The 20,358-nt window shown below is 70.4% G+C and carries 16 protein-coding genes and 2 pseudogenes; 11 read left to right on the top strand and 7 right to left on the bottom strand.

What is annotated here, in order from left to right; all coding sequences use genetic code 11:
• Nucleotides 1-19 precede the first annotated feature (19 nt).
• The 3 genes from Voc01_RS25795 to nudC are packed head-to-tail and all read left to right on the top strand — an operon-like array spanning nt 20 to nt 3,518.
• Nucleotides 20-1,312, top strand: a complete 1,293-nt coding sequence (locus Voc01_RS25795) for a M16 family metallopeptidase (RefSeq protein ID WP_239160481.1) — start codon at nt 20-22, stop codon at nt 1,310-1,312.
• Nucleotides 1,309-2,628 carry a M16 family metallopeptidase gene (locus Voc01_RS25790; protein ID WP_203930122.1) on the top strand — a complete coding sequence of 440 codons (1,320 nt, stop codon included), beginning with the start codon at nt 1,309-1,311 and terminating at the stop codon, nt 2,626-2,628. The genes Voc01_RS25795 and Voc01_RS25790 overlap by 4 nt, the downstream gene beginning before the upstream one ends.
• A gap of 2 nt (nt 2,629-2,630) precedes the next feature.
• Nucleotides 2,631-3,518: an NAD(+) diphosphatase gene (gene nudC / locus Voc01_RS25785; protein ID WP_203930121.1), complete on the top strand. Its 888-nt coding sequence runs from the start codon at nt 2,631-2,633 to the stop codon at nt 3,516-3,518.
• Here nudC and Voc01_RS25780 read toward each other — a convergent pair.
• Together Voc01_RS25780 and Voc01_RS25775 are read right to left on the bottom strand one after the other, a co-directional pair.
• Entirely contained in the window at nt 3,515-4,105 is a 591-nt protein-coding gene (locus Voc01_RS25780) for a hypothetical protein (protein WP_203930120.1), read from the bottom strand. The genes nudC and Voc01_RS25780 overlap by 4 nt on opposite strands.
• 11 nt (nt 4,106-4,116) lie before the next feature.
• Nucleotides 4,117-4,347: a mycoredoxin gene (locus tag Voc01_RS25775; protein WP_203930146.1), complete on the bottom strand. Its 231-nt coding sequence runs from the start codon at nt 4,345-4,347 to the stop codon at nt 4,117-4,119.
• Nucleotides 4,348-4,427: 80 nt separating this feature from the next.
• Here Voc01_RS25775 and Voc01_RS54695 point away from each other — a divergent pair.
• From Voc01_RS54695 to Voc01_RS25765, 3 genes and pseudogenes are all read left to right on the top strand, one after another.
• Nucleotides 4,428-5,790: pseudogene (locus tag Voc01_RS54695) on the top strand (ATP-dependent helicase); the annotation flags it as partial.
• A 17-nt stretch (nt 5,791-5,807) separates the two neighbouring features.
• Nucleotides 5,808-6,542: pseudogene (locus tag Voc01_RS54690) on the top strand (HRDC domain-containing protein); the annotation flags it as partial.
• Between the two features lie 608 nt (nt 6,543-7,150).
• Nucleotides 7,151-7,498, top strand: coding sequence for a WhiB family transcriptional regulator (locus tag Voc01_RS25765; RefSeq protein ID WP_239160489.1), 348 nt, complete (start codon nt 7,151-7,153; stop codon nt 7,496-7,498).
• Nucleotides 7,499-7,812: 314 nt separating this feature from the next.
• Here the strand turns inward: Voc01_RS25765 and Voc01_RS25760 are convergent, their stop codons facing one another.
• Nucleotides 7,813-8,721 carry a hypothetical protein gene (locus tag Voc01_RS25760; protein WP_203930118.1) on the bottom strand — a complete coding sequence of 303 codons (909 nt, stop codon included), beginning with the start codon at nt 8,719-8,721 and terminating at the stop codon, nt 7,813-7,815.
• Nucleotides 8,722-9,042: 321 nt separating this feature from the next.
• On the opposite strand from Voc01_RS25760, the gene Voc01_RS25755 reads away from it, so the two are divergent.
• The gene (locus Voc01_RS25755) at nt 9,043-9,231 is read left to right on the top strand and encodes a hypothetical protein (protein WP_203930117.1); all 189 of its coding nucleotides are present in this window, start codon (nt 9,043-9,045) and stop codon (nt 9,229-9,231) included.
• A 353-nt stretch (nt 9,232-9,584) separates the two neighbouring features.
• Here the strand turns inward: Voc01_RS25755 and Voc01_RS25750 are convergent, their stop codons facing one another.
• The 3 genes from Voc01_RS25750 to Voc01_RS25740 form a co-directional block, all read right to left on the bottom strand.
• On the bottom strand, nt 9,585-10,913 hold the full coding sequence (locus Voc01_RS25750) for an ABC1 kinase family protein (RefSeq protein ID WP_203930116.1): 1,329 nt from the start codon (nt 10,911-10,913) through the stop codon (nt 9,585-9,587).
• Nucleotides 10,913-12,166 (bottom strand): hypothetical protein, encoded by a 1,254-nt coding sequence (locus Voc01_RS25745; RefSeq protein WP_203930115.1) that lies wholly within the window; start codon nt 12,164-12,166, stop codon nt 10,913-10,915. The genes Voc01_RS25750 and Voc01_RS25745 overlap by 1 nt, the downstream gene beginning before the upstream one ends.
• 293 nt (nt 12,167-12,459) lie before the next feature.
• Nucleotides 12,460-12,612: a DUF5679 domain-containing protein gene (locus Voc01_RS25740; protein WP_203930114.1), complete on the bottom strand. Its 153-nt coding sequence runs from the start codon at nt 12,610-12,612 to the stop codon at nt 12,460-12,462.
• Nucleotides 12,613-13,121: 509 nt separating this feature from the next.
• On the opposite strand from Voc01_RS25740, the gene Voc01_RS25735 reads away from it, so the two are divergent.
• The gene (locus Voc01_RS25735) at nt 13,122-13,649 is read left to right on the top strand and encodes a M48 metallopeptidase family protein (RefSeq protein ID WP_203930113.1); all 528 of its coding nucleotides are present in this window, start codon (nt 13,122-13,124) and stop codon (nt 13,647-13,649) included.
• A gap of 3 nt (nt 13,650-13,652) precedes the next feature.
• A complete protein-coding gene (locus tag Voc01_RS25730) occupies nt 13,653-14,240 on the top strand; it encodes a hypothetical protein (RefSeq protein ID WP_203930112.1) in 588 nt (195 codons plus the stop codon).
• A gap of 398 nt (nt 14,241-14,638) precedes the next feature.
• On the opposite strand, the gene Voc01_RS25725 is transcribed toward Voc01_RS25730, so the two are convergent.
• Nucleotides 14,639-15,931 (bottom strand): zinc-dependent metalloprotease, encoded by a 1,293-nt coding sequence (locus Voc01_RS25725; protein ID WP_203930144.1) that lies wholly within the window; start codon nt 15,929-15,931, stop codon nt 14,639-14,641.
• 165 nt (nt 15,932-16,096) lie between these two features.
• Here Voc01_RS25725 and Voc01_RS25720 point away from each other — a divergent pair, with 165 nt between their 5' ends.
• Nucleotides 16,097-17,113, top strand: a complete 1,017-nt coding sequence (locus tag Voc01_RS25720; protein ID WP_203930111.1) for a YlbL family protein — start codon at nt 16,097-16,099, stop codon at nt 17,111-17,113.
• Between the two features lie 136 nt (nt 17,114-17,249).
• Complete coding sequence (locus Voc01_RS25715; protein ID WP_203930110.1) at nt 17,250-20,237, top strand: UPF0182 family membrane protein; 2,988 nt, start codon at nt 17,250-17,252, stop codon at nt 20,235-20,237.
• The last annotated feature ends 121 nt before the right edge of the window (nt 20,238-20,358 follow it).

Raw genomic sequence — 20,358 nt, 5'->3', positions numbered from 1 at the left:
ATCGGCTACTGTCGGGAGCGTGCTTCCGGTAACCCACTACCCTGTCGAGCGCTTCACGCTGCCCAACGGTCTCCGCGTGGTGCTGACCCCCGATTCCAGCGCACCGGTCGTCGGCGTGGCCGTGGTCTACGACGTGGGCATCCGGTCGGAACCGGAAGGGAGAACCGGGTTCGCGCACCTGTTCGAGCATCTGATGTTCCAGGGCTCGGCCAACCTGGAGAAGCTCGCCCACTTCCGGCACGTGCAGGGCAGTGGAGGCACCTTCAACGGGTCCACCCACTTCGACTACACCGACTACTACGAGACGCTCCCGGGCAACGCCCTGGAGCGTGCGCTGTTTCTGGAGGCCGACCGCATGCGCGGGCCGCGCCTCACCGAGGAAAATCTGCGCAACCAGGTCGATGTGGTCAAGGAGGAGATCCGGGTCAACGTGCTGAACCGGCCGTACGGCGGGTTCCCGTGGCTCAAGCTGCCGCCGGTCATGTTCGACACCTACCCGAACGCGCACGACGGGTACGGCTCGTTCACCGACCTCGAGGCGGCCACCGTCGCCGACGCGGCCGAGTTCTTCGACAAGTACTACGCCGCCGGCAACGCGGTGGTCGCGGTCGCGGGCGCCTTCGACGTCGCGACGGCGAAGGCGCTCGTCGAAAAGCATTTCAGTGACGTGCCGGCGCGGCCGGCCCCCGCGTTGCCCGACTTCTCCGAGCCCGACCTGACCTCCGAACGGCGCGAGACCTACACCGACAAGCTCGCCCCGCTGCCGGCCGTGGCCAGCGCGTGGCGGGTCCCCGACCCGCTGAAGGACCTCACCGGCTACCTGCCGTACGTGGTGCTCGCCGAGGTGCTCACCGACGGTGACGCGTCGCGGCTGGTCGAGCGGCTCGTGCTGCGCGACCGCGCGGTCACCAGCGTCGGCGGCTACATCGGGTTCATGGGCGAGCCGTTCGCCGTCCGCGACCCCACCGCCCTGCTGCTGCAGGCGCACCTGCCCCCGGGCGGCGACGTCGAGAAGGTGCTGCGCACCATCGACGAGGAGGCCGACCGGCTGGCCAACGACGGGCTCGCCGAGGGCGAGCTGGCCCGCACCCAGGCCCGCATGGTGACCCACCTGCTCCGCGACACCGACGCCGTGCTCGGCCGGGCGATGCAGATGGCGGTGCTCGAGGTCCAACGGGGCGAACCCGGGTTACTGAACGACCTGCCCCGCCTCGTCGGCGAGGTCACCGAGGAGCAGATCCGGGCCGCGGCCGCGTCACTCACCGTCGGGCGCCGGGCCACCGTCGAGGTCGTTGCCGGGGGCGCGTCATGACCACTCACGTTCTTCCCGAGCTGGGACCGGTCAACGACCTGCACGTCCCGTCGACCGTCGAGCGGAAGCTGCCCAACGGGCTCACCGTGCTGGCCATCCGGCGGGCGTCGGTGCCGTTGGTCGAGGTGCGGCTGCGGGTCCCGTTCGCGCGGGCCGAACTCGCGTCGAGCGCGGTGCTCACCCAGACGCTGTTCTCCGGCACCGCCACCAAGTCGACCGTCGACATCGCCGCCGCCCTGCAGAGCGTCGGTGGCGCCCTGTCGGCCGGAGCCGACCCCGACCGGCTGCTGATCTCCGGCAACGCGCTGGTCACCGGTCTCGACCGGCTGCTCGACATCATGGCCGACGTGCTCACCGGCGCCACCTATCCGGGCGACGAGGTCGAAACCGAACGGGCCCGGCTCGCCGACCGCATCCGGGTGGCCCGCAGCCAGCCGGCGCACCTGGCCCGCGTCGCGCTGCTCAAGCGGATCTACGGCGAGCACCCCTACGCGGTGCAGACCCCGGGCCCCGACGAGGTGCTCGCGGTCGACCGGGAGGCGCTCGCCGCGCTGCACTCGTCGCGGCTGCAGCCGACCGGCGGCACGCTGGTCCTCGTCGGCGACATCGACCCCGAGGGCGCGATCAGCGCGGCCGAGCGGGCGCTGAAGGGCTGGGCCGGCGAGTCGGAGCGGGTCGACCTCCCGGCGGCGCCGGCGCTGGAGTCCGGTCCGCTGACGCTTGTCGACCGGGCCGACGCCGTGCAGTCGTCGCTGCGGATGTGCCTGCCGGCCGTGCCGCGCACGCACCCCGACCACGCCGCGCTGCAACTGGCCAACCTGGTCTTCGGCGGGTACTTCTCCTCGCGGTGGGTGGAGAACATCCGCGAGGACAAGGGGTACACGTACGGGCCGCACTCGATGATCGAGCACTCGGTCGCCGGGTCGGCGCTCACCGTCTCGGCCGAGGTGGCCACCGAGGTCACCGCGCCGGCGATGCTGGAGACGATCTACGAGCTGGGCCGGCTGGCCACGCTGCCGCCGAAGCCCGAGGAGCTGGAGCAGGCCCGCCAGTACGCGCTCGGCACGCTGCAGCTCGGCATGTCGACGCAGAGCGGGCTCGCCGGGCTCGCCTCGACGTACGCCGGGTTCGGGCTGCGCCTGGACTACCTGGCCGAACACGCGGGCCGGCTCGCCGCCGCCACCGTCGACGACGTGGCCGCGGCCGCCGCGAGATACCTCGCTCCGGCCGGTGCGGTCGCGGTGGTCCTCGGCGACGCCTCGAAGATCGAGTCGTCCCTGGCGACCCTGGGCCCGTTGACCCGGGCGTCTGTGTGACCGTGACCGGTCCGCTGCTGTCCCGCGACGGGCTCGACCGGTCCGCTCACCGGCGGACCGATCAGGCCTGGCTCGACGAGGCGTGGGCCAAGGCGCGCGTCGTGGTCGTCGACGAGGGTCGGGTGCTGGTCCGCGATGAGGCTCTGGTCTTCCTGGACGCGGGGCAGGCGCCCGACGGCGAGCGGTACTTCCTCGGCGTCGACGACGACGAGGTGCCGTACTTCGCGGTGGCGGCCGAGACGCCCGAGATTCCCGGGGCGAAGAAGCGCGACCTGCGCGGCGTCGGGCTCACGTTGAGCGGCCGCGACGTCGGGATCGTGGCCACCGCGGTGGCCCTGGCGAACTGGCACGTGCGGCACGCGTACTCGCCGCTGTCCGGCCAGGCGACCACGCTGGGCGAGGCCGGCTGGACGCGGGTCAGCGACGACGGCAGCGAGACGCTGTGGCCGCGCACCGATCCAGCGGTGATCATGCTGGTCCACGACGGGGTCGACGGCCCCGACGGGCGCTGCCTCCTCGGCCACAACGCCGCCTGGAAGACGCCCGGCTGGGAGAACCGGTACTCGTGCCTGGCCGGCTTCGTGGAGCCGGGCGAGTCGGCCGAGATGTCGGTGGCCCGCGAGGTGTTCGAAGAGGTCGGCGTCGAGGTCCGCGACATCACGTACGTGTCGAGCCAGCCGTGGCCGTTCCCGGGTTCGATCATGCTGGGCTTCCACGCGGTGGCCGATCCCGAGGCCGAGTTGACGTTCGAGCCGACCGAGATCAGCCACGCCCGCTGGTTCACGCGGGAGGAGATCCGGGCGGTGCTCGCCGGGGAGCCCCGCGACTTCGGTCTGCCGACGCCGATTTCGATCGCACACTACCTCGTGGAGACCTGGGCCAACCGTTAGAACGTCTGCACGAACTCGTACCAGTCACCCGTGACGTGGGTGTAGGTGATCTCGTGCGGAACGGACCGTGGCGCGCCGCCCGGGCTGTAGGCCCAGCCGGTGACGTCGAGGAAGCCGGTGTCCTCGAGGCTGAACTGCGCGCCGGCGCCGGGTAGCCGCTCGGCGACCAGCACCCGGTACGGGCCGACCCGCTTCGGATCGGCCGCGTCCGGGTCGCGTGCGAACGCGAGCATGTCGCCCTTCGCCGCGGCGAGCCCCAGTCGCCCCGGCGCGCCCGACGCGGCGACCGCGAACGACGCCACCAGCACCACCGGGAACACGAACCAGAGCGCGATCGCGCGCCGGGTCGGCCGCTCGTCGGCGAGCGCCAGCGACACGATGAGCCGGACCCCGAACACGCCGATGAGCACCACCCACGCGCCGATCGCGAACAGCACGAAGTCGAAGAGGCCGCCCGGCGGGGAGACGGCGTAGACCGAGATGACGACGGTGAGCAGCACAGCCGCACCGAAGGCATACCCGGGTGGGTCGGCGAGCCAGCGGCGCGCCAGGGAGGCGCGCGCGGCCGGCTCGTCAATGGTGGTCATGCCACCCGAGGTTAGGAGGTGGCCGCCAGGGCCGCCGTCAGCTGAGGCAGCGTCGGGTTGGTCAGGGCGCGACCATCGGGGAGCCGGACCGTCGGGACGGTCTGGTTGCCGCCGTTGACCGACTCGACGAAGGCGGTCGACTCCGGGTCGTCGGTGATGTCGATCTCCGTGTAGGGGATGCCGGCCCGGTCCATCTGGGACTTCAGGCGGCGGCAGTAGCCGCACCACGGGGTCGAGTACATGATCAGCTGATTGTCGGTTGCCACGTCCTGAGAAACGTCGGACCGGGCTGCCATGATTCCTAGCTGTGGTGAATTCGTCTGTGCCGTCCGCGGCGCGCGCCGTGCTCGCTGGTCTCGACGACGAGCAGCGGGCGGCCGTCACGGCGCCGGCCGGCCCGGTGTGCATCCTGGCCGGCGCCGGCACGGGCAAGACGCGGGCGATCACGGCCCGCATCGCGTACCGGGTACTCACGGGCGAGGTCCGGCCGCAGCACGTCCTCGCTGTGACGTTCACCAACCGCGCGGCGGCCGAGATGCGGTCGCGGCTGTCGGCGCTCGGGGTGCCCGGCGTGCAGGCCCGCACGTTCCACGCGGCGGCGCTGCGCCAGCTGCGGTACTTCGCGGCCCGGTTGTTCGTGGGCCGCGAGCTGCCCGAGCTGGTCGAGAGCAAGGGGCGGCTGGTCGGGCTGGCCGCGTCGCGGGCCGGGCTGCGCCTGGAGCGCACCATGGCCCGCGACCTCGCCTCCGAGATCGAGTGGGCCAAGTCGTGCCTGATCGAGCCCACCGAGTACCCGATCGAGGTGGCGAAGGCCGGTCGCGAGCCGCCGATCGACGCCGAGAAGATGTCCGCGGTGTTCGTGGAGTACGAGCGGGTCAAGCGCACCGCCGGCACGATCGACTTCGAAGACCTCCTGCGCGCCGCCGCCTGGGGCATCGACCTGCACTCCGACGTCGCCGAGCAGATCCGGGCGCAGTACCGGCACTTCGTGGTCGACGAGTACCAGGACGTCAACCCGGTGCAGCAGAAGCTGCTCGACGCGTGGCTCGGCTACCGTGACGACGTCACGGTGGTCGGCGACGCCAGCCAGACGATCTACTCGTTCACCGGCGCGTCCTCGGAGCACCTGATCGACTTTCCGCGCCGGTTCCGCGGCGCCACCGTGGTGCGCCTGGTGCGCGACTACCGGTCCACCCCGCAGGTGGTGGGGCTGGCCAACGACGTCATCGGGCAGGCGCGGGGTGAGCTGGCGCGGCTGCGGCTGAAGCTGGTGGGGCAGCGGGCTCCCGGTCCCGAGCCCGAGCTGCGCGCCTACCCCGACGAGCCGGCCGAGGCGTCCGCCGTCGCCCGGCGCTGCGCCGAGCTGATCGCCGCGGGCCTGCCCGCGAAGGAGATCGCGATCCTGTTCCGGGCCAACGCGCAGTCCGAGGCGTACGAGGAGGCGCTGGCCGAGGCCGGGGTGCCGTACGTCGTCCACGGCGGCGAGCGCTTCTTCGAGCGCGCCGAGGTGCGGCAGGCGATGGTGGCGCTGCGGGCGGCCACCCGCACCGAGGAGGTGTACCCGTCGCTGCGCGACACCGTGGTGGCGGCGCTGGAGGCGGTGAAGTGGCGGCCCGACCGGCCGCCCGGCGGCGGTGCCGCCCGCGAACAGTGGGAGGCGCTGGCGGCGCTGGTCGCGCTCACCGACGAGCACCCCGACCACACGCTGGTCGAGTTCAACTCCGAACTGGCCCGGCGGGCGGCGGCCCAGCACGTCCCGGTGCTCGACGGGGTCACGCTGTCGTCGCTGCACTCGGCCAAGGGCCTGGAGTGGGACGCGGTGTTCCTCGTTGGGCTGGTCGAGGGCATGCTGCCCACGGCGTACGCGAAGTCGCCCGAGGCGTTGGAGGAGGAGCGCCGGCTGCTGTACGTCGGCATCACCCGCGCGCGGCAGTGGCTGTGGCTCTCGTACGCCGGCGCGCGGGCACCGGGCGGGCGGCAGCGGCGGGCCTGCCGGTTCCTGCCGTCCCTCAATCCCGACCGGCCGAAGACGCGCATGGCCGCGGTCCGCACGAAGCGCGACCCCGACGGGACCCGCCGGCGCGTGCTCGTGTCGTGCCGGGTGTGCGGTGCCACGCTGCTCAGTGGCGGCGACCGCAAGCTCGGCCGGTGCGCCGGCTGCCCGTCGGACCTCGACGAGGAACTGCTGGAGCGGTTGCACGAGTGGCGGGCCAACCGGGCGGGCGCCCAGAAGCTTCCCGCGTTCGTGGTGTTCACCGACGCGACGCTCACCGCACTCGCCGAACGGCGGCCGGCGAGCACCGAGGAGCTGGCCGGGATCGCCGGCATCGGCCCGCGCAAGCTCACGATGTACGGGCCCGAGGTGCTCGCCATCGTCGCCGGCGCCACGGTCGGGCCCCGCCCCGGCGGTGACGCAGCCGAGGTGGAAGACCTGTGACAGGGGCGTTCGGTTGCAGCCGACCCCTGTCAGAAAAGTGTCTGCAAGTTTCCCCCGTAATTCGTTTGCCTTGATCGCAGTAGCGGGCTTAGCCTGCCTGTACACCTTGCACCGACGGTGCCTGGTGACCACTGAGAGAAGCACACGACGAGACGCCCGGAAGGGGGTGCCACCGGTGAGGACACACATGATCAGCGAGCCGATGGCAGTGCCCTGCCCGACGTCCCTGTCGCGCGCTCTGGTGCTCGAATCGCCGCTGGCTGCCTCCGCCGAGGCCCACCTCATCGTGGGTTACGGCGCTCTGGCGGCGTTTGGTGGCGGTACGAGCGCTCCGACCGCTCTGCTCGCCCGGCCCCAGGTCCAGGTCCAGGGGACCAGTGTGCCGAATGGCAAGCCAGTTGCCACGAAGCAGAGCGTTGTCGGAACGGACCCGGTTGGCGGAGTCCGCGGAATACCACCTCGAGGATGGCCGGTCTAAAAGACCGACAGCCGGCTCACCTCGAGGCCGCGGAACCCGATACCCGGGATCCGCGGCCTCTTTAGTTTTTCGCAAGACCTTCCGTCCACAAGAACGTAGGAAGCGAGGTGACCGGGTAATGAACCTGGTCATGACCCCTCTCGGCGCTGCCGGGTCGGGTGCTGGTGTGTCGGCGAAGTCGGCTCTTCCGTGCCGCAACTTCGACCCGGACCTGTGGTTCGCTGAGGCTCCGGCTGAGCTGGAGCTGGCCAAGTCGCTGTGCGGGGACTGCCCCGTCCGCGTCGAGTGCCTGGCGGCCGCGCTGGACCGGCAGGAGCCCTGGGGCGTCTGGGGTGGCGAGATCTTCGAGCGTGGTGCCGTCGTTCCGCGGAAGCGGCCGCGGGGTCGTCCGCGCAAGGAGGACGTCGCTCGTGACGCGGCTCTGCGTGTCGAAGCCACTGCCCGGGCAGCCGCGGCCGTCGCCATCGTGGCGGCCTGAGATGACCACCATTCCCACCACTGTCCGTCCCACGAACGCCGTTACGACTCACCCGAAGGACTTCGTCATGAAGCTCGTCCGCTCCGTACAACTCATCAACGAAGCTCTATCCAGAGCGCGAATGCGTTCGCCTCAGACCGCGAACTCTGAGGCGACCCGATCGGCCCGACGGATCATGATGGCTGCGCGCCGCGAACATGACCGGATGGCCGGCCTGTAAGGCAACACCCACAGAAGAAGTCCCGCGATTCTCGAACGCCCGCCTCCACTTCTCCCGGAGGCGGGCGTTCGCCCGTGTTGCCGCCTGTCGCGCCTCAATCGCGTTGCTGCGTGAGCTCCCAGTTGTACTGACGGCCTGCGGGGTTCGGGTCGTTCCACACGATGCGCCAGTGTCCACTGGGCGTGGGTTCCGGATCCGACGTGCTTCCCCAGCCCTGCCGCTCGACCAAACCCGGCTTGCGCGTGCTCGGGGGAAAGATGAAATGGATCTCGATGTTGTCGAGGGACGAGGCGCCGTTGTTCATCGTCGGAAGGCGATCCTGCCAGCCCAGCCGATCGGTCCCGGTATCGCGAAGTCGTTTCCACAGGCCCACCGGCTGATAGGTGGACACCCAGTCGACGGGCGTTCTCCACGCAGGTTCGAACATGAGCCAGACGCGCAGGTAGCGCGCCTTCTCCACAAGAGGAAGGACGGTGATCTTGCCGGCCTGGTCGGTCAGCCCGCAGGTGAATCCGATTTCTGCCAGGCGCACTACGCGCTCGTCGTCGGTGGGAATGATCGGTCGGTAGGCGCGGTGGGTCAGTTGAGGCTTTGGCGTCGTGTGCCACTCCTCGACAACCCGGTCCTCGGCGTCGACCTGCCCGATGTGGATCGTGATCTTGATGCGGTCTCGAAAGAGGCTGGTTTCCCAGTCCATCGTTCGCACGAGTGCCTCGACGTACTGCCGCTGCCGCTTGTTCGCCGCGGCCAACTGCTGGCGAAGGCGTCGGTTTCTTGCCACGTAGTACCGGTGCCAGAACCGTACGACGACAAAGAATAGCAACGCGATACAGAGGAGGAAGAGGAGTCGTCGGTTCGTGCCCGCAGAGAGTCCGGCCAGCCCGGCGGTGCCCGATACGAGTCCGACAACGAGCGCGACGATATCGGCGATCCCCCGGTTGGGCCTATCGGGCGGAAGCGACGAAGCCGAAGCTTCGTCATGATTTGCCGTATCTAAGGCCATAAGCCGGATTATTACTTGCTATTTAGATTTCGCTAAGGAGAATCACTCCTGCGGGTGACGGCCTGCTTGGCTCAGACGCCGAATTACCTATAACTCTTATACGGGATTAATCGGACCCGCCGAGGGTGGAATCGGGGCCAGGCTGCGGGTGTCGTTGCTGGTCAGGGGGCTGCTATGCGGTTGGGGTCCACCGACCGCGCCAAACGTCCGCCAAAAGATTGACCGCTACGGGTGGTTGTGATCATCGGACCGATTGGCGATTCTTGCTTGGCGCTACACGCGGTCATCGCGCCATTACTTCCCATCCGGAGGCGATCCGTTATGGATTTCCAGACCTTCGAGACTCCCGTCAATTCCACCGACGCCCCCGCACCGGCGGCTATTCCTGGCGAAGGCGGTTCGGACGGCGGCGAGGGCGGCACCAATCCGGGGGTTTTGCTAGTGGCGTCACTGCTTCTCTCGGCCGCATTCCTCACTGTTGTTTATGTGGCGATGGCGGCCAGCGGCTGACTGCGGATACGACTCGGCCCGAGCATATCTGCCCGGGCCAGGTGCTCTGACTGGTGTCGTCGGCAGACGAGGCGTCTGCCGAGACAACGCGACGCGTCAGACCATTCCGCCGTCACCGCCATCACAGGCGGCGCTCAAGTGAACTGCAGTCGGCTTCTGGTCGTGTGCCATGTCGTTCATCCCTTTCGCGGTACAGCCTGACGATTCAATGCAGGCCAGGCCGCAGGCGACGTTACCACCGGAATCCTTCGGTTGATCTGATAGCGCGGAAACGTGCCCGGACCTATTAACCGATACGTGCGCACGAGCGCGTGTTCACTCCGGCATACCCGCCAGACCGAGCGGATATGCGGTTACTTGCTCAGCGCGGGGCCGCCGGCGAAGCCGGGGAGCCACTCCAGCAGGATGCCGCGGTACGGGGCCTTCGCCTCCAGCTGGCACAGCACGCCGATGGAGCCGAGCGTCACCCGGTGGATCAGCAGGTACGACGGAGGCAGGTTCAACTGCCGGCCCAGCGCGTAGGCCGGGCTCTTCGGGCTGGCGACGCGGGTGGCCTCGGCGCGGAGCCAGGCCCGGGTGAGCCGGAACTCGTCGACCGCGATCGGTTCGAGCATCGGCAGCAGGTAGTCGAGGATCGCCTGCGCGTCGATCTCCAGGTCGGGCTTGATGAACCCCTCCGCGCGCAGGCCCTCGACGACGCCTTCGGCGTCGCCGGCCAGGGCCAGCCGCGTGAGCCGGCCGATCACCTCGGGATGGCCCTCGGGCAGCCGCGCGACGGCACCGAAGTCGAGCACGCCCAGGCGGCCGTCGGCCAGGATGCGGAAGTTGCCCGGGTGCGGGTCGGCGTGCAGCATCCCGGTGCGCGCCGGAGCGGAGAAGTGCAGTAGGGCCAGTCGCCGGCCGGCGTCGTCGCGGGCCTCCTGCTCACCCTCGCGGATGAGCGTGGACATTTGGACGCCGTCGACCCACTCGGTGACCAGCACCTGCGGGGCGGACGCGACCACCTCCGGCACGTAGATGTCGGGGTCGTCGGCGTACGCGGCGGCGAAGGCCGCCTGCGCGGCGGCCTCCAACTCGTAGTCCAGTTCCTCGGTGATCCGGGCGCGTAGCTCGGCGACCAGCGGTTTCACGTCCAGTCCCGGCTGAATGATCTTGAACATCGACGCCAGCCGGCCGAGTTGGTTGAGATCGGCGACCAGCGCCTTGCCGGCACCCGGGTACTGCACCTTGACGGCGACCTGCCGGCCGTCCTCCCATACCGCCCGGTGGACCTGGCCGATGCTCGCGGCCGCGGCCGGCGTGTCGTCGAACTCGCGGAACCGCGACCGCCACTCCGTGCCCAGCTGGCTCGCGAGCACCTTGTGGACGCTGGCGGCCGGTAACGGGGGAGCGGCCTCCTGGAGCTTGGTGAGCGCGGCCCGGTACGGTCCGGCCAGCTCCTCGGGCAGGGCGGCCTCGAATACCGACAGCGCCTGCCCCATCTTCATGGCGCCGCCCTTGAGCTGCCCCAGGACGCTGAACAGGTGCTCGGCGGTGCGCTGCTGCACCTCGGCGGAGATGACCTCGGACGCGAGCCCGGTGACCCGCTTGCCCAGACCCAACGCGGCCCGCCCGGCAAAGCCCAGCGGGAGGGCCGCCAGCTTCGCGGTGCGGGTGACGGCACGGCGCGGGATGTCTGTCATTAGGAACCATTGTTACTCGGCCGGTCCGTCTGCCGGCCCGACCCGGAAGATCGACGTCGGCGAGAACAGTCACACCACGGGTGCGGGGGCCAGGTCCGGCGCCGCGCGGTGCCCGGTCCGGAGATCTCGACGACGGCACCGACCGTGCGGACCGGCCGCCCGTCGATGTGCCGGAGCACCTCCTCCGCCGCGTACGCCGCACCGGCGAGCGCGGTGGTCACCCCGCACACTTCGACGCTGTCGCGGGCCGTCGCGATCTGGGCGGCGAGCTGCGGCCAGGCGCTGTCGCGGTCGCGCCGGTGCAGCTCGAGGCAGGAGCCGCACGGAGACCCGGACGGCGGCACGAGCGGGCCGACCAGCACCAGACCGTCGCGCAGGTAGGCGTCGAGCCGGGCCGCCCCGCGCTCCCGGACCCCGCGGGTCGCCAGCGCCGACCCGGGCCGCGACCCGACCCGGACGACGAACGTGGCGTCGCCTTCACGCAGCGGGGTCAGGACGGCTTCCGGGGCGATCCGGCGCACGGCGTCGGCGGCGGCGCTCGCCCGGGACCGGTGCTCGTCGGTGGGCAGGAGACCACCGAGCATGGCGTCGTCGACGCGGGTCCAGCCGTCGAGGGCGGGGTCGAGCCGTCCGACGCCGGCCGCACCGAGGGCGGCGGCAATCAACGCGCCGAGCCACGCATGACCGGCGACGAGCACCTTGGCCGCCGCGCGGCGGCGGAGCATCTCGGCGGGAGTGGTGGGGTCGGGGCGGATGGCCAACGAGACCCTACCGCCCCGGGGCGAGGCGGATGCGGCCGAAGACAGCGGGGCCGGGGGAGCGTTTCCCGCGGGTGGTCTCGGGCTCCGGCCCGACATCCCCGCCCCGTCGCGCCGGGCGGGTGCACCGGTTCGCCGGCCCACCGGGTCGGCTCGCAGGGCGGCCAGGGCCAGCGCCCCCGCCTCGCGGGCCATGCGGTCGCGCTGGTGGTCGGTGAGCCCGACCGGGAGCAGCGCCTGCCGCGCGACCAGCAGCCCCGTGCCGCGGAGGGCGGTCAGGAGGGCCTCGACCTCCCGGTCGGTCACCGCGAACTCCACCGCCGCGGCCAGCACGGTGCGCAGGCTCCGGGAGCCGTCGAGCAGGTCGAGGACCCGGGCCATCGCCGGGTTCTGGAGCTCGAGCACCGTCGCCAGCTGCGGGTCGGTGCCCAGCTGCAAGGTGTGCGTGTCGCGCCACAGACGGCGCAGGTGGGGGATCAGGAGGGGCCGTCGCATCGACGCACCCTGCCACGCCGGCGGCGGTCGGCGCCCCGTTGTCCACAGGCCCACACGCATGGGCATCAGGGTTGTCCACAGTTCACGCGGGGTTATCCACAGACCTGTGGACGACGAGTCCCTGATCCGACAGGAAGGGCCGGGCCGGCGTCCTGCGCGTTGCGCGGAACGTCGACCCGGCCCTGTCGGTAGCCCGGGTGCGAGGCGGCGGGCGTGCGTACCGGAAGCGTGTCGAAGCGGGCCTGCGAGGATCGGTCAGCCGGTACAGGTGGCGGCCCGCCGCCCTGGGTGGGTCAGGCCTTGCCCAGGATCCGGTTGACCGTGGTGCCGCAGACGGGGCACTTGCCCTTCGCCATGCGCATGCCGGTCTTCGTCTCGGCGATGTCGCCTTCGAAGTCCCGCTTCTCCTTGCACTTGACGCAGTAGCCGTTGTAGGTGTCGGCCACTTCTGCCCTCCTTGAGTCGCGCCGTGCCTTCGTTGGCGCCGGCGTCGCTGACGGCCCGCACGTGCGTGTGACCGTTTCCAAACGGATCGCGCCGGGCGAAAGGCCCGACAGCCTGCCTGAGCAGGCCGATCCCTGTGTGAGTGTGCCTTGTCCGACTGCTGTGGCAGTTGTGCCCAGCCGGGACACGCCGATCTAAGGTGCGTAAACCTCCGTTTCCACAACATGTGGACGGCGCTGTGGGTACCGTGTGGGTGACCGGTGGACAACCGCCCTCTCCAGCGCGGAAAACTGTGTAAACGACCAGACCACCGTCCACTCTGACCTGCGCGTCCGGCGTTCGCATCCTGGGAGCGGGCCGAACGGCGATCATTTAATGGCCGCCAGGGGAATCTTTCCGGAGATAAAGCACCAACTGGGTCGAATCATCCGGGTGTCGGGATTTGACTCTTGCGGAACAAGGGCTGTCGAGCGCTAGGTTCCGTCCGTGGGCGGTTCTCAGGCCGGCCGGCATGGCGCGTAAGCCGGTGGTAGAAGTGCGGCGTAGCCAGCGCCGCAGGCGCACCGTGTCCGCGTACCGAGACGGTGAGCGTGTTGTCGTACTGATCCCGGCCCAGTTCTCGCGTGCTGAAGAGCGCGAGTGGGTCGACCGGATGCTCGAACGGCTGGCCTCCCGAGATCAACGCGCCCGTCGGGGCGACGCGGATCTGCAGGCCAGGGCCGTCAGGCTGGCCATGCGGTACCTGCACGAGTACCCGGGCGCGGCCCGTCCGTCGAGTGTGCGCTGGGTCAACAACCAGAACGGGCGGTGGGGTTCCTGCACCCCGGCCGACCGCACGATCCGGTTGTCGCACCGCGTACAGGACATGCCCGACTGGGTGCTCGACTACGTGCTGCTGCACGAGCTCACGCACCTCGTCGTCCCCAGTCACAACAGCGCGTTCTGGGATCTCGTCTCGCGCTACCCGCGGGCCGAGCGGGCCCGGGGTTTTCTCGAGGGGGTCAGCGCGGCCGCCGGTCTGGACATGTCCGACGATTAGCGGGTGACCCGCCGCGTCGTGATCGCTCTCCTCGGGCCGGTGCCGTGGGCGCCGCCCGGTACCGACCCGGCCACCTGGCGCCGGGCCCTGGCCGAAGACGTGGTCGATCTGATCGCGGCGCTCGCGGCCGCCGACGCGGCAATTGCGATTAGACCGCGTGAGCGCGGCCTGGCAGCAGAGGTGGCCTGGCCGCGGATGCCCGTGTACGACGCCGACACCCCGCGGGCGGCTCTGGACGCGGCCGCCGCCGACGGCTACGAGCAGGCGGCCGTGCTGGCCGGCGACGCCCCCGACGTGCCCGGCCTCCTGGTTGGCAAACTGCTCCAGCCGCTGACCACCCGGCACGCCGCCGTGGCCCCCTCGACCAGTGGCGGTCTGCTCGGGATTGCCGCGCGCACACCGGTCCCGGAGTGGTTTCCCGATCTCGACCTCGACGCTGCCGCACCCGCCGACCTGCGCGACGCGGCACCACGCCGCGCGATGGTGGCGGTGACCCCGGCCTGGCACCGCCTGCGCGGGCCGGCCGACCTGGCCAGGCTCGACCCGGCCCTGGACGGCTGGGACACCACCAGGGCCCTGCTCGGCGGCTGATAGCGCTCTATCAGGTCGCGGCCGCGCCCGTTCCTGTCGTGCGGCCCGCGCCCCGTTCCGCTCCCGCCACGTGCCGCCCCCGCCGATCTTGCAGTTGTGGCCCCCTCGATATGCCGTGATATCCCGACATAAGGGCGGCCACAACTGCAAGATCGGCGCGCTCGGAGCGGTCCCAGCGTCGCGACGGGCGCTCGGGGGCCGTGCGGGCGCTCGGGGGCGGCGCGACGGGCGTTCGAGTCGGGCGGGGCTGGGGCGCGCGACGGGCCGTTGTCGAGGCGCGCGTCGATCTTGCACTTGTGGCCGCCTCTATTTGCGGAAATGTCATGTTTTAGGTGAGGCCACAACTGCAAGATCGGCGGAGAGCGGGCGTCGGGGGCGCCCGGGGGACTGGCGAAGCGCTACTGGGCCTCGGGCTTTTCCTCCGGCGGGTCGTTCTTGGCCAGCTCCTCGAAGAGCTGGTCGAAGTCGACCTCGGCGTTGGCCTGCCCGCGGGCGTAGGCCTCCGGGTCGGCGAACGCCTCGGCGTCGGGCATGAGGTCGGGGTGACCCCACAGCGCGTCGCGACCGGCGATGCCGCGGTGCTCGGTGAGCGCGGCCCAGAGCGTGGCCGCCTCCCTCAGCTTGCGCGGGCGCAGTTCGAGGCCGACCAGCGCGGCGAACGTCTGCTCGGCCGGGCCACCGGCCCCGCGCCGGCGCCGGAACGCCTCGCCGAGCTTGACCACGTCGGGCAGCCGCTCGCCGGCCGCCCGGTCGACCACGTGGCTGACCCAGCCCTCGACCAGCGCGAGCATGGTCTCCAGCCGCGCCAGGGCGGCCTGCTGCTGCGGGCTGTCGTCGGGGGTGAAGATGCCGTCGAGGGCGATCTCCTGCATGCCGGTGGGGTTGGTCGGGTCGAACTTGCCGACCGCGTCTTCGATCGCCTCGCGGTCGACCCGGATGCCGGCGGCGTACGCCTCCACCGCGGTGAGAATGTGGCCGCGCAGCCACGGCACGTGGCTGAACAGGCGCTGATGGGCGGCCTCGCGCAGGGCCACGTACAGCCGCACCTGGTCGGCCGGCAGCTCCAGCCCGTCACCGTAGGTCTTGATGTTCGCCGGGACGAGCGCGGCCGTGCCGGCCGGACCCAGCGGAAGCCCGATGTCGCTCGCCGACAGCACCTCGGCGGCGAGTGACCCGAGCGCGGTGCCGAGCTGGCTGCCGAACAGGGCGCCGCCGAGCGACGACACCATCGCCGACATCGGACCCATCTGGCCGCGCATCTCCTCGGGGACCAGCTCCGACATCGCCGCGACGATGCGGCCCGCGACCGGGTCGCACAGCTTGCGCCAGACGTCGAGGGTGGCGGCCAGCCACTCGCCGCGGGTCCAGGCGGTGGGGACCGTGAGCCCCGACGGCAGCTCGGACTCGGGCTCCAGCCACAGGTCGGCGAGCCGAAGCGCCTCGATGAGCTCGGCCTTCTCGGCCGGCGTGACCGGCGGGTCGCCGACCGGCTTCTCCGCTTCCGGCAGCTCGTTGGTCGGCGCCTGCATGCCCATGAGGTTGGGCAGGCCGAACCCGAAGATGCCGCCGGGCATCGCGCCGCCGCCGGTGAGGTGCGCCTGGGCGACCTGGCGCGCCAGGTCCCAGTTCACCGGCCCACCGCTCGTGGGCGCGGAGAACATCTGCTGCAGCTGACTCATGAACTGCTGCATCTGCTGCGGGTCGTTCGGGTCGGGTGCGCCGGCGAATCCGAAGCCGAAAGGAGAGTCTGGCACCCGTCAACCGTACGCCGCCGGGTTGGCGCTGGCTGTGCCCCGGCTGTGAATACGCTCAGGGCTTGACACTGCGTGGTGCGCGTGACGGATAGAGTCGCCGCCATGGGACGTCGCGGAGCCACCCTTCTTCTGGGTGCCGTGCTGCTGTTGCTGCTCATCTGGCAGGCGGGCACGGCGCCGGTTCCGTACGTCGAACTCGGCCCCGGTCCCACCGAGAACACGCTCGGTTCGCACGGCAACAAGCCCATCATCACGATCGAGGGCCGCGCCGAAACGCCGTCCGCCGGGCAGTTGCGGCTCACGACCGTCAATGTCCGCGACAACCTGACGCTGCTCGACGCCGTGCGCGGCTGGATCAGCGGTGACAGCTCGGTGGTACCGCGCGACCTGGTCTACCCGCCCGACAAGACCGAGGAGCAGGTCGACCAGGAGAACGCGAACTCGTTCCGGGCGTCGCAGACCAGCGCGGAGACGGTCGCGCTGCGCAAGCTGGGGTTCCCGGTGCTGGTGACGGTCACCGAGGTCGCGGGCGGCTCGCCGGCCGAGGCGACGCTCAAGCCCGGCGACGTCATCACCACGATCGACGGCACGACGGTGACGTCCAGCCAGAAGCTGCGTGACCTGGTGCGGGCCAAGCCGGCCGGCACCGTGCTGCAGGTCGGCTACACCCGCGACGGCGTCGCGGCGGTCGCCGGGGTCGCCACCGCCAAGGCCGAGGACGGGTCGCCCCGGCTCGGCGTCGTCATCGAGCACAAGCAGCCGGCGCCGTTCGACGTGAAGTTCGACCTCGACCGGATCGGTGGCCCGTCGGCCGGGCTGATGTTCGCGCTGGGCGTAATCGACAAGGTCGATCCGGTCGACCTGACCGGCGGCATCCGGATCGCCGGCACCGGCACGATCGACGACGAGGGCAACATCGGCGCGATCGGCGGCATCCCGCAGAAGCTGCGGGGAGCCAAGCGCGACAAGGCAACCGTGTTCCTCGCGCCGGCGGCCAACTGCGCCGAGGCCAAGGCCAACGCCGTGCCGGGGCTGCCGATCTACCGCGTCGCGACTATCGACGACGCGCTCAACGCACTGCAGGCGCTGCGCGAGAAGCGCACCCCGGCGCTCTGCTGAGCTCCATTTTCCCGTCCGGTTTTCTGGTGGTTTAGGCACTTTCTCGACCGTGCGTACCGGCACGGCCTCCCGCTGTCAGACTGGGTGGCTACGCTGGTGCCCGTTCGGGGAGCCTCTGCAGGGAGTCATCGTGGTAATGCGCACCCCCTTGTCCCGCGTCAGCCGGCGGGGCAGGGTCACCCTGGTCGTCCTCGCCGTGCTGCTTGTGCTCATCGCGGTCACCGACCGCGCCTTCGATATCTGGGCCGACTGGCTGTGGTTCGACGAAACCGGCTACACCGATGTCTACAGCGGCATCCTCACCACCCGGGCACTCCTGCTGGCGACGTTCGGGCTCGGCGTCGGGCTGATCGTGGCGGTCAACCTGTGGCTGGCCTACCGGATGCGCCCGCTGCTGCGTCCCCACTCCGCCGAGCAGCACGCGCTCGACCGCTACCGGATGTTCCTGCTTCCCCGCATGGGCACCTGGATCGCGCTCATCGCGGGTCTCATCGGTCTGTTCGCCGGTATCGCCGCGCAGAACCGGTGGCAGCAGTGGCTGCTGTTCACCAACGGCGGCTCGTTCGGCGTCCGTGACCCGCACTTCGGCGTCGACGTCAGCTTCTACATCTTCGAGTACCCCTTCTACCGGTACCTGCTCGGCGTCGGCTTCTTCGCGGTGGTCGTCTCCCTGCTCGGTGCGCTGGGCCTGCACTACCTGCTCGGCGGCGTGCGCCTGCAGGGCGCCGGCGACCGCATGACCCCGGCGGCCCGCGCGCACCTCACCGCTCTGGTGGCCGCGTTCGTGCTCCTGAAGGCCGCCGCCTACTTCCTCGACCGGCGCGGCCTGCTGCTCGGGTCGAACCCGAGCGTCGACAACCTCAACGGGGCCTCCTACACCGCGATCAGCGCGCTGTTGCCGGCGAAGGAGATCCTGGCCTGGATCTCGCTCGTGGTCGCGGTCGCGATCCTGGTGTTCTCCAACGCGTTCGCCCGCAACCTCGTGTGGCCCGGCGTGGCGCTGGCGCTCCTCGGAATCTCGGCGGTGGTGATCGGCGGGATCATCCCGGCCGGTGTGCAGTCGTTCACCGTCAAGCCGAGCCCGCGCGAGAAGGAGAGCCCGTACATCCAATACAGCATCAACGGCACGCGGGCGGCGTACGGGATCACCGACGTCAAGACGGAGCAGTACAAGGCCGACGTGACCGTGCCACCGGGCGAGCTGCTCACCGACACCACCACGGTGCCGAACGTGCGGCTGCTCGACCCGGCCGTGGTCAACGACACCTACACGCAGAAGCAGCAGGTGCGTGGCTTCTACGAGTTCGCCGAGAAGCTCGACATCGACCGCTACGAGGTCGGCGGCAAGACGCAGGACTACGTGGTCGGCGTCCGCGAGATCAACTACAACAAGCTGAGCGCGACCCAGAGCAACTGGCAGAACAAGCACACCGTGTTCACCCACGGGTACGGGTTCGTCGCGGCGCCGGCCAACCGGCTGGTCTGCGGCGGGCTGCCGTACTTCGTCTCCGGCTTCCTCGGTGAGCAGCAGACCCAGGGGACGGAGGAATGCCAGTCGGCCACGGAGCAGATTCCGACCTCGCAGCCGCGTGTGTACTACGGCGAGCAGATGAGCGAGTACGCGATCGTCGGCAAGACCGGTGGCAACGACTCCGAGTTCGACCGCCCGAGCGGAAACACCGACCAGTACTTCACGTACGACGGCAAGGGCGGCATCGACGTCGGCTCGATGTCACGTCGCATCCTCTACGCCACCCACCTGCGGGAGACCAACTTCCTGCTCTCCAGCGTGTTCAACGAGAACTCGAAGCTCATGTACGTGCGTGAGCCGCGGGCGCGGGTCGAGAAGGTCGCACCGTTCCTCACGATCGACGGCGACCCGTACCCGGCGGTGGTCAACGGTCGTGTCCTGTGGATCGTCGACGGGTACACCACCGCCTCGACCTACCCGTACTCCACCAAGGTCGATCTGCGGGGTGCCACCACCGATGCGACCACCGGTGAGGGCACGTTCGCGCAGCAGCGGCAGGACATCAACTACCTGCGCAACTCGGTGAAGGCCACGGTCGACGCGTACGACGGCACCGTCACCCTGTACTCGTTCGACGACAGCGACCCGGTGCTGCGGGCGTGGAACAAGGCGTTCGGCGGCAAGCTGGTCAAGCCGAGCAGCCAGATTCCCCGGGAGCTCACCGACCACCTGCGCTACCCGGTCGACCAGTTCAAGGTCCAGCGTGACCTGCTCTCCCGGTTCCACGTGACGGCGCCGAACGAGTTCTTCTCGCAGCAGGACTTCTGGCAGGTGCCGGCCGACCCGGCCAACAACGGCCAGGAGAAGCAGCCGCCGTACTACGTGCTCGCCAAGATGCCCCAGCAGGACGACCTGAACTTCCAGCTCACCGCTGCCGTGGTGCCGAGGAACCGGGCCAACCTGGCCGCGCTGGTGAGCGGGTACTACGTCGACGGCAAGCCGGTGCTGCAGGTCTACGAGCTACCCGACAACACGAACATCCAGGGTCCGGCGCAGGTCCACCAGAAGATGGTCAACCAGGACCAGGCGAGGCAGGACATCACCCTGCTCGAGTCCAGCGACTCCAGACCCGTGTTCGGCAACCTGCTGTCGCTACCGATAGCCGGCGGCATGCTGTACGTCCAGCCGCTCTACATCCGGTCGACGAGCCAGGACAACTCGTTCCCGTTCCTGAACAAGGTGCTGGTCAACTTCGGTGACTACGCCGCCTACGCCAACACCTTGCAGGCCGGCCTCGAGGGCCTGGTGACCCAGGCCAACAACGGCCGACCACCGGCCGGCCAGGCCCAGCCTCCGTCCGGTACCCAGCCGCCCCCGTCGAACGGCACCCAGCCGGGCGCCAACCAGGCCCTGGTGACGGCGGCGGCCAACGTCCAGACGGCGATCGCCGAAGTACGGGCCGCCCAGCAGTCCGGCGACTTCGAACGCTACGGCCGGGCCCTGAAACAGCTGGACGAGGCGATGAAGGCCTTCGAGGAGGCCCAGAAGGCCGCTGCGGCGGCCGGCAGCGCCACCCCGTCCACGCCACCGTCGGGCTCGCCGGGTGCCTCGGCCCCGCCATCGGCTCCGGCGTCCTCGGCCCCACCGGGCTGACCCCCGTCCAGACGGATACGCCGTCCGTGCCCCTCGCCGGGGGCGCGGGCGGCGTTTTCCGTGGGTCTTGCCTGGTGGGGAGCCGGTTTGGTGGTGGGTGAGGGCGTGCGCTAGAGTTATC

Origin of the sequence: Virgisporangium ochraceum, from assembly GCF_016863655.1 — a bacterium.
In the GTDB taxonomy this organism is placed as follows: Bacteria; Actinomycetota; Actinomycetes; order Mycobacteriales; family Micromonosporaceae; genus Virgisporangium; species Virgisporangium ochraceum.
This window is presented reverse-complemented; position numbering and strand designations above follow the sequence as displayed.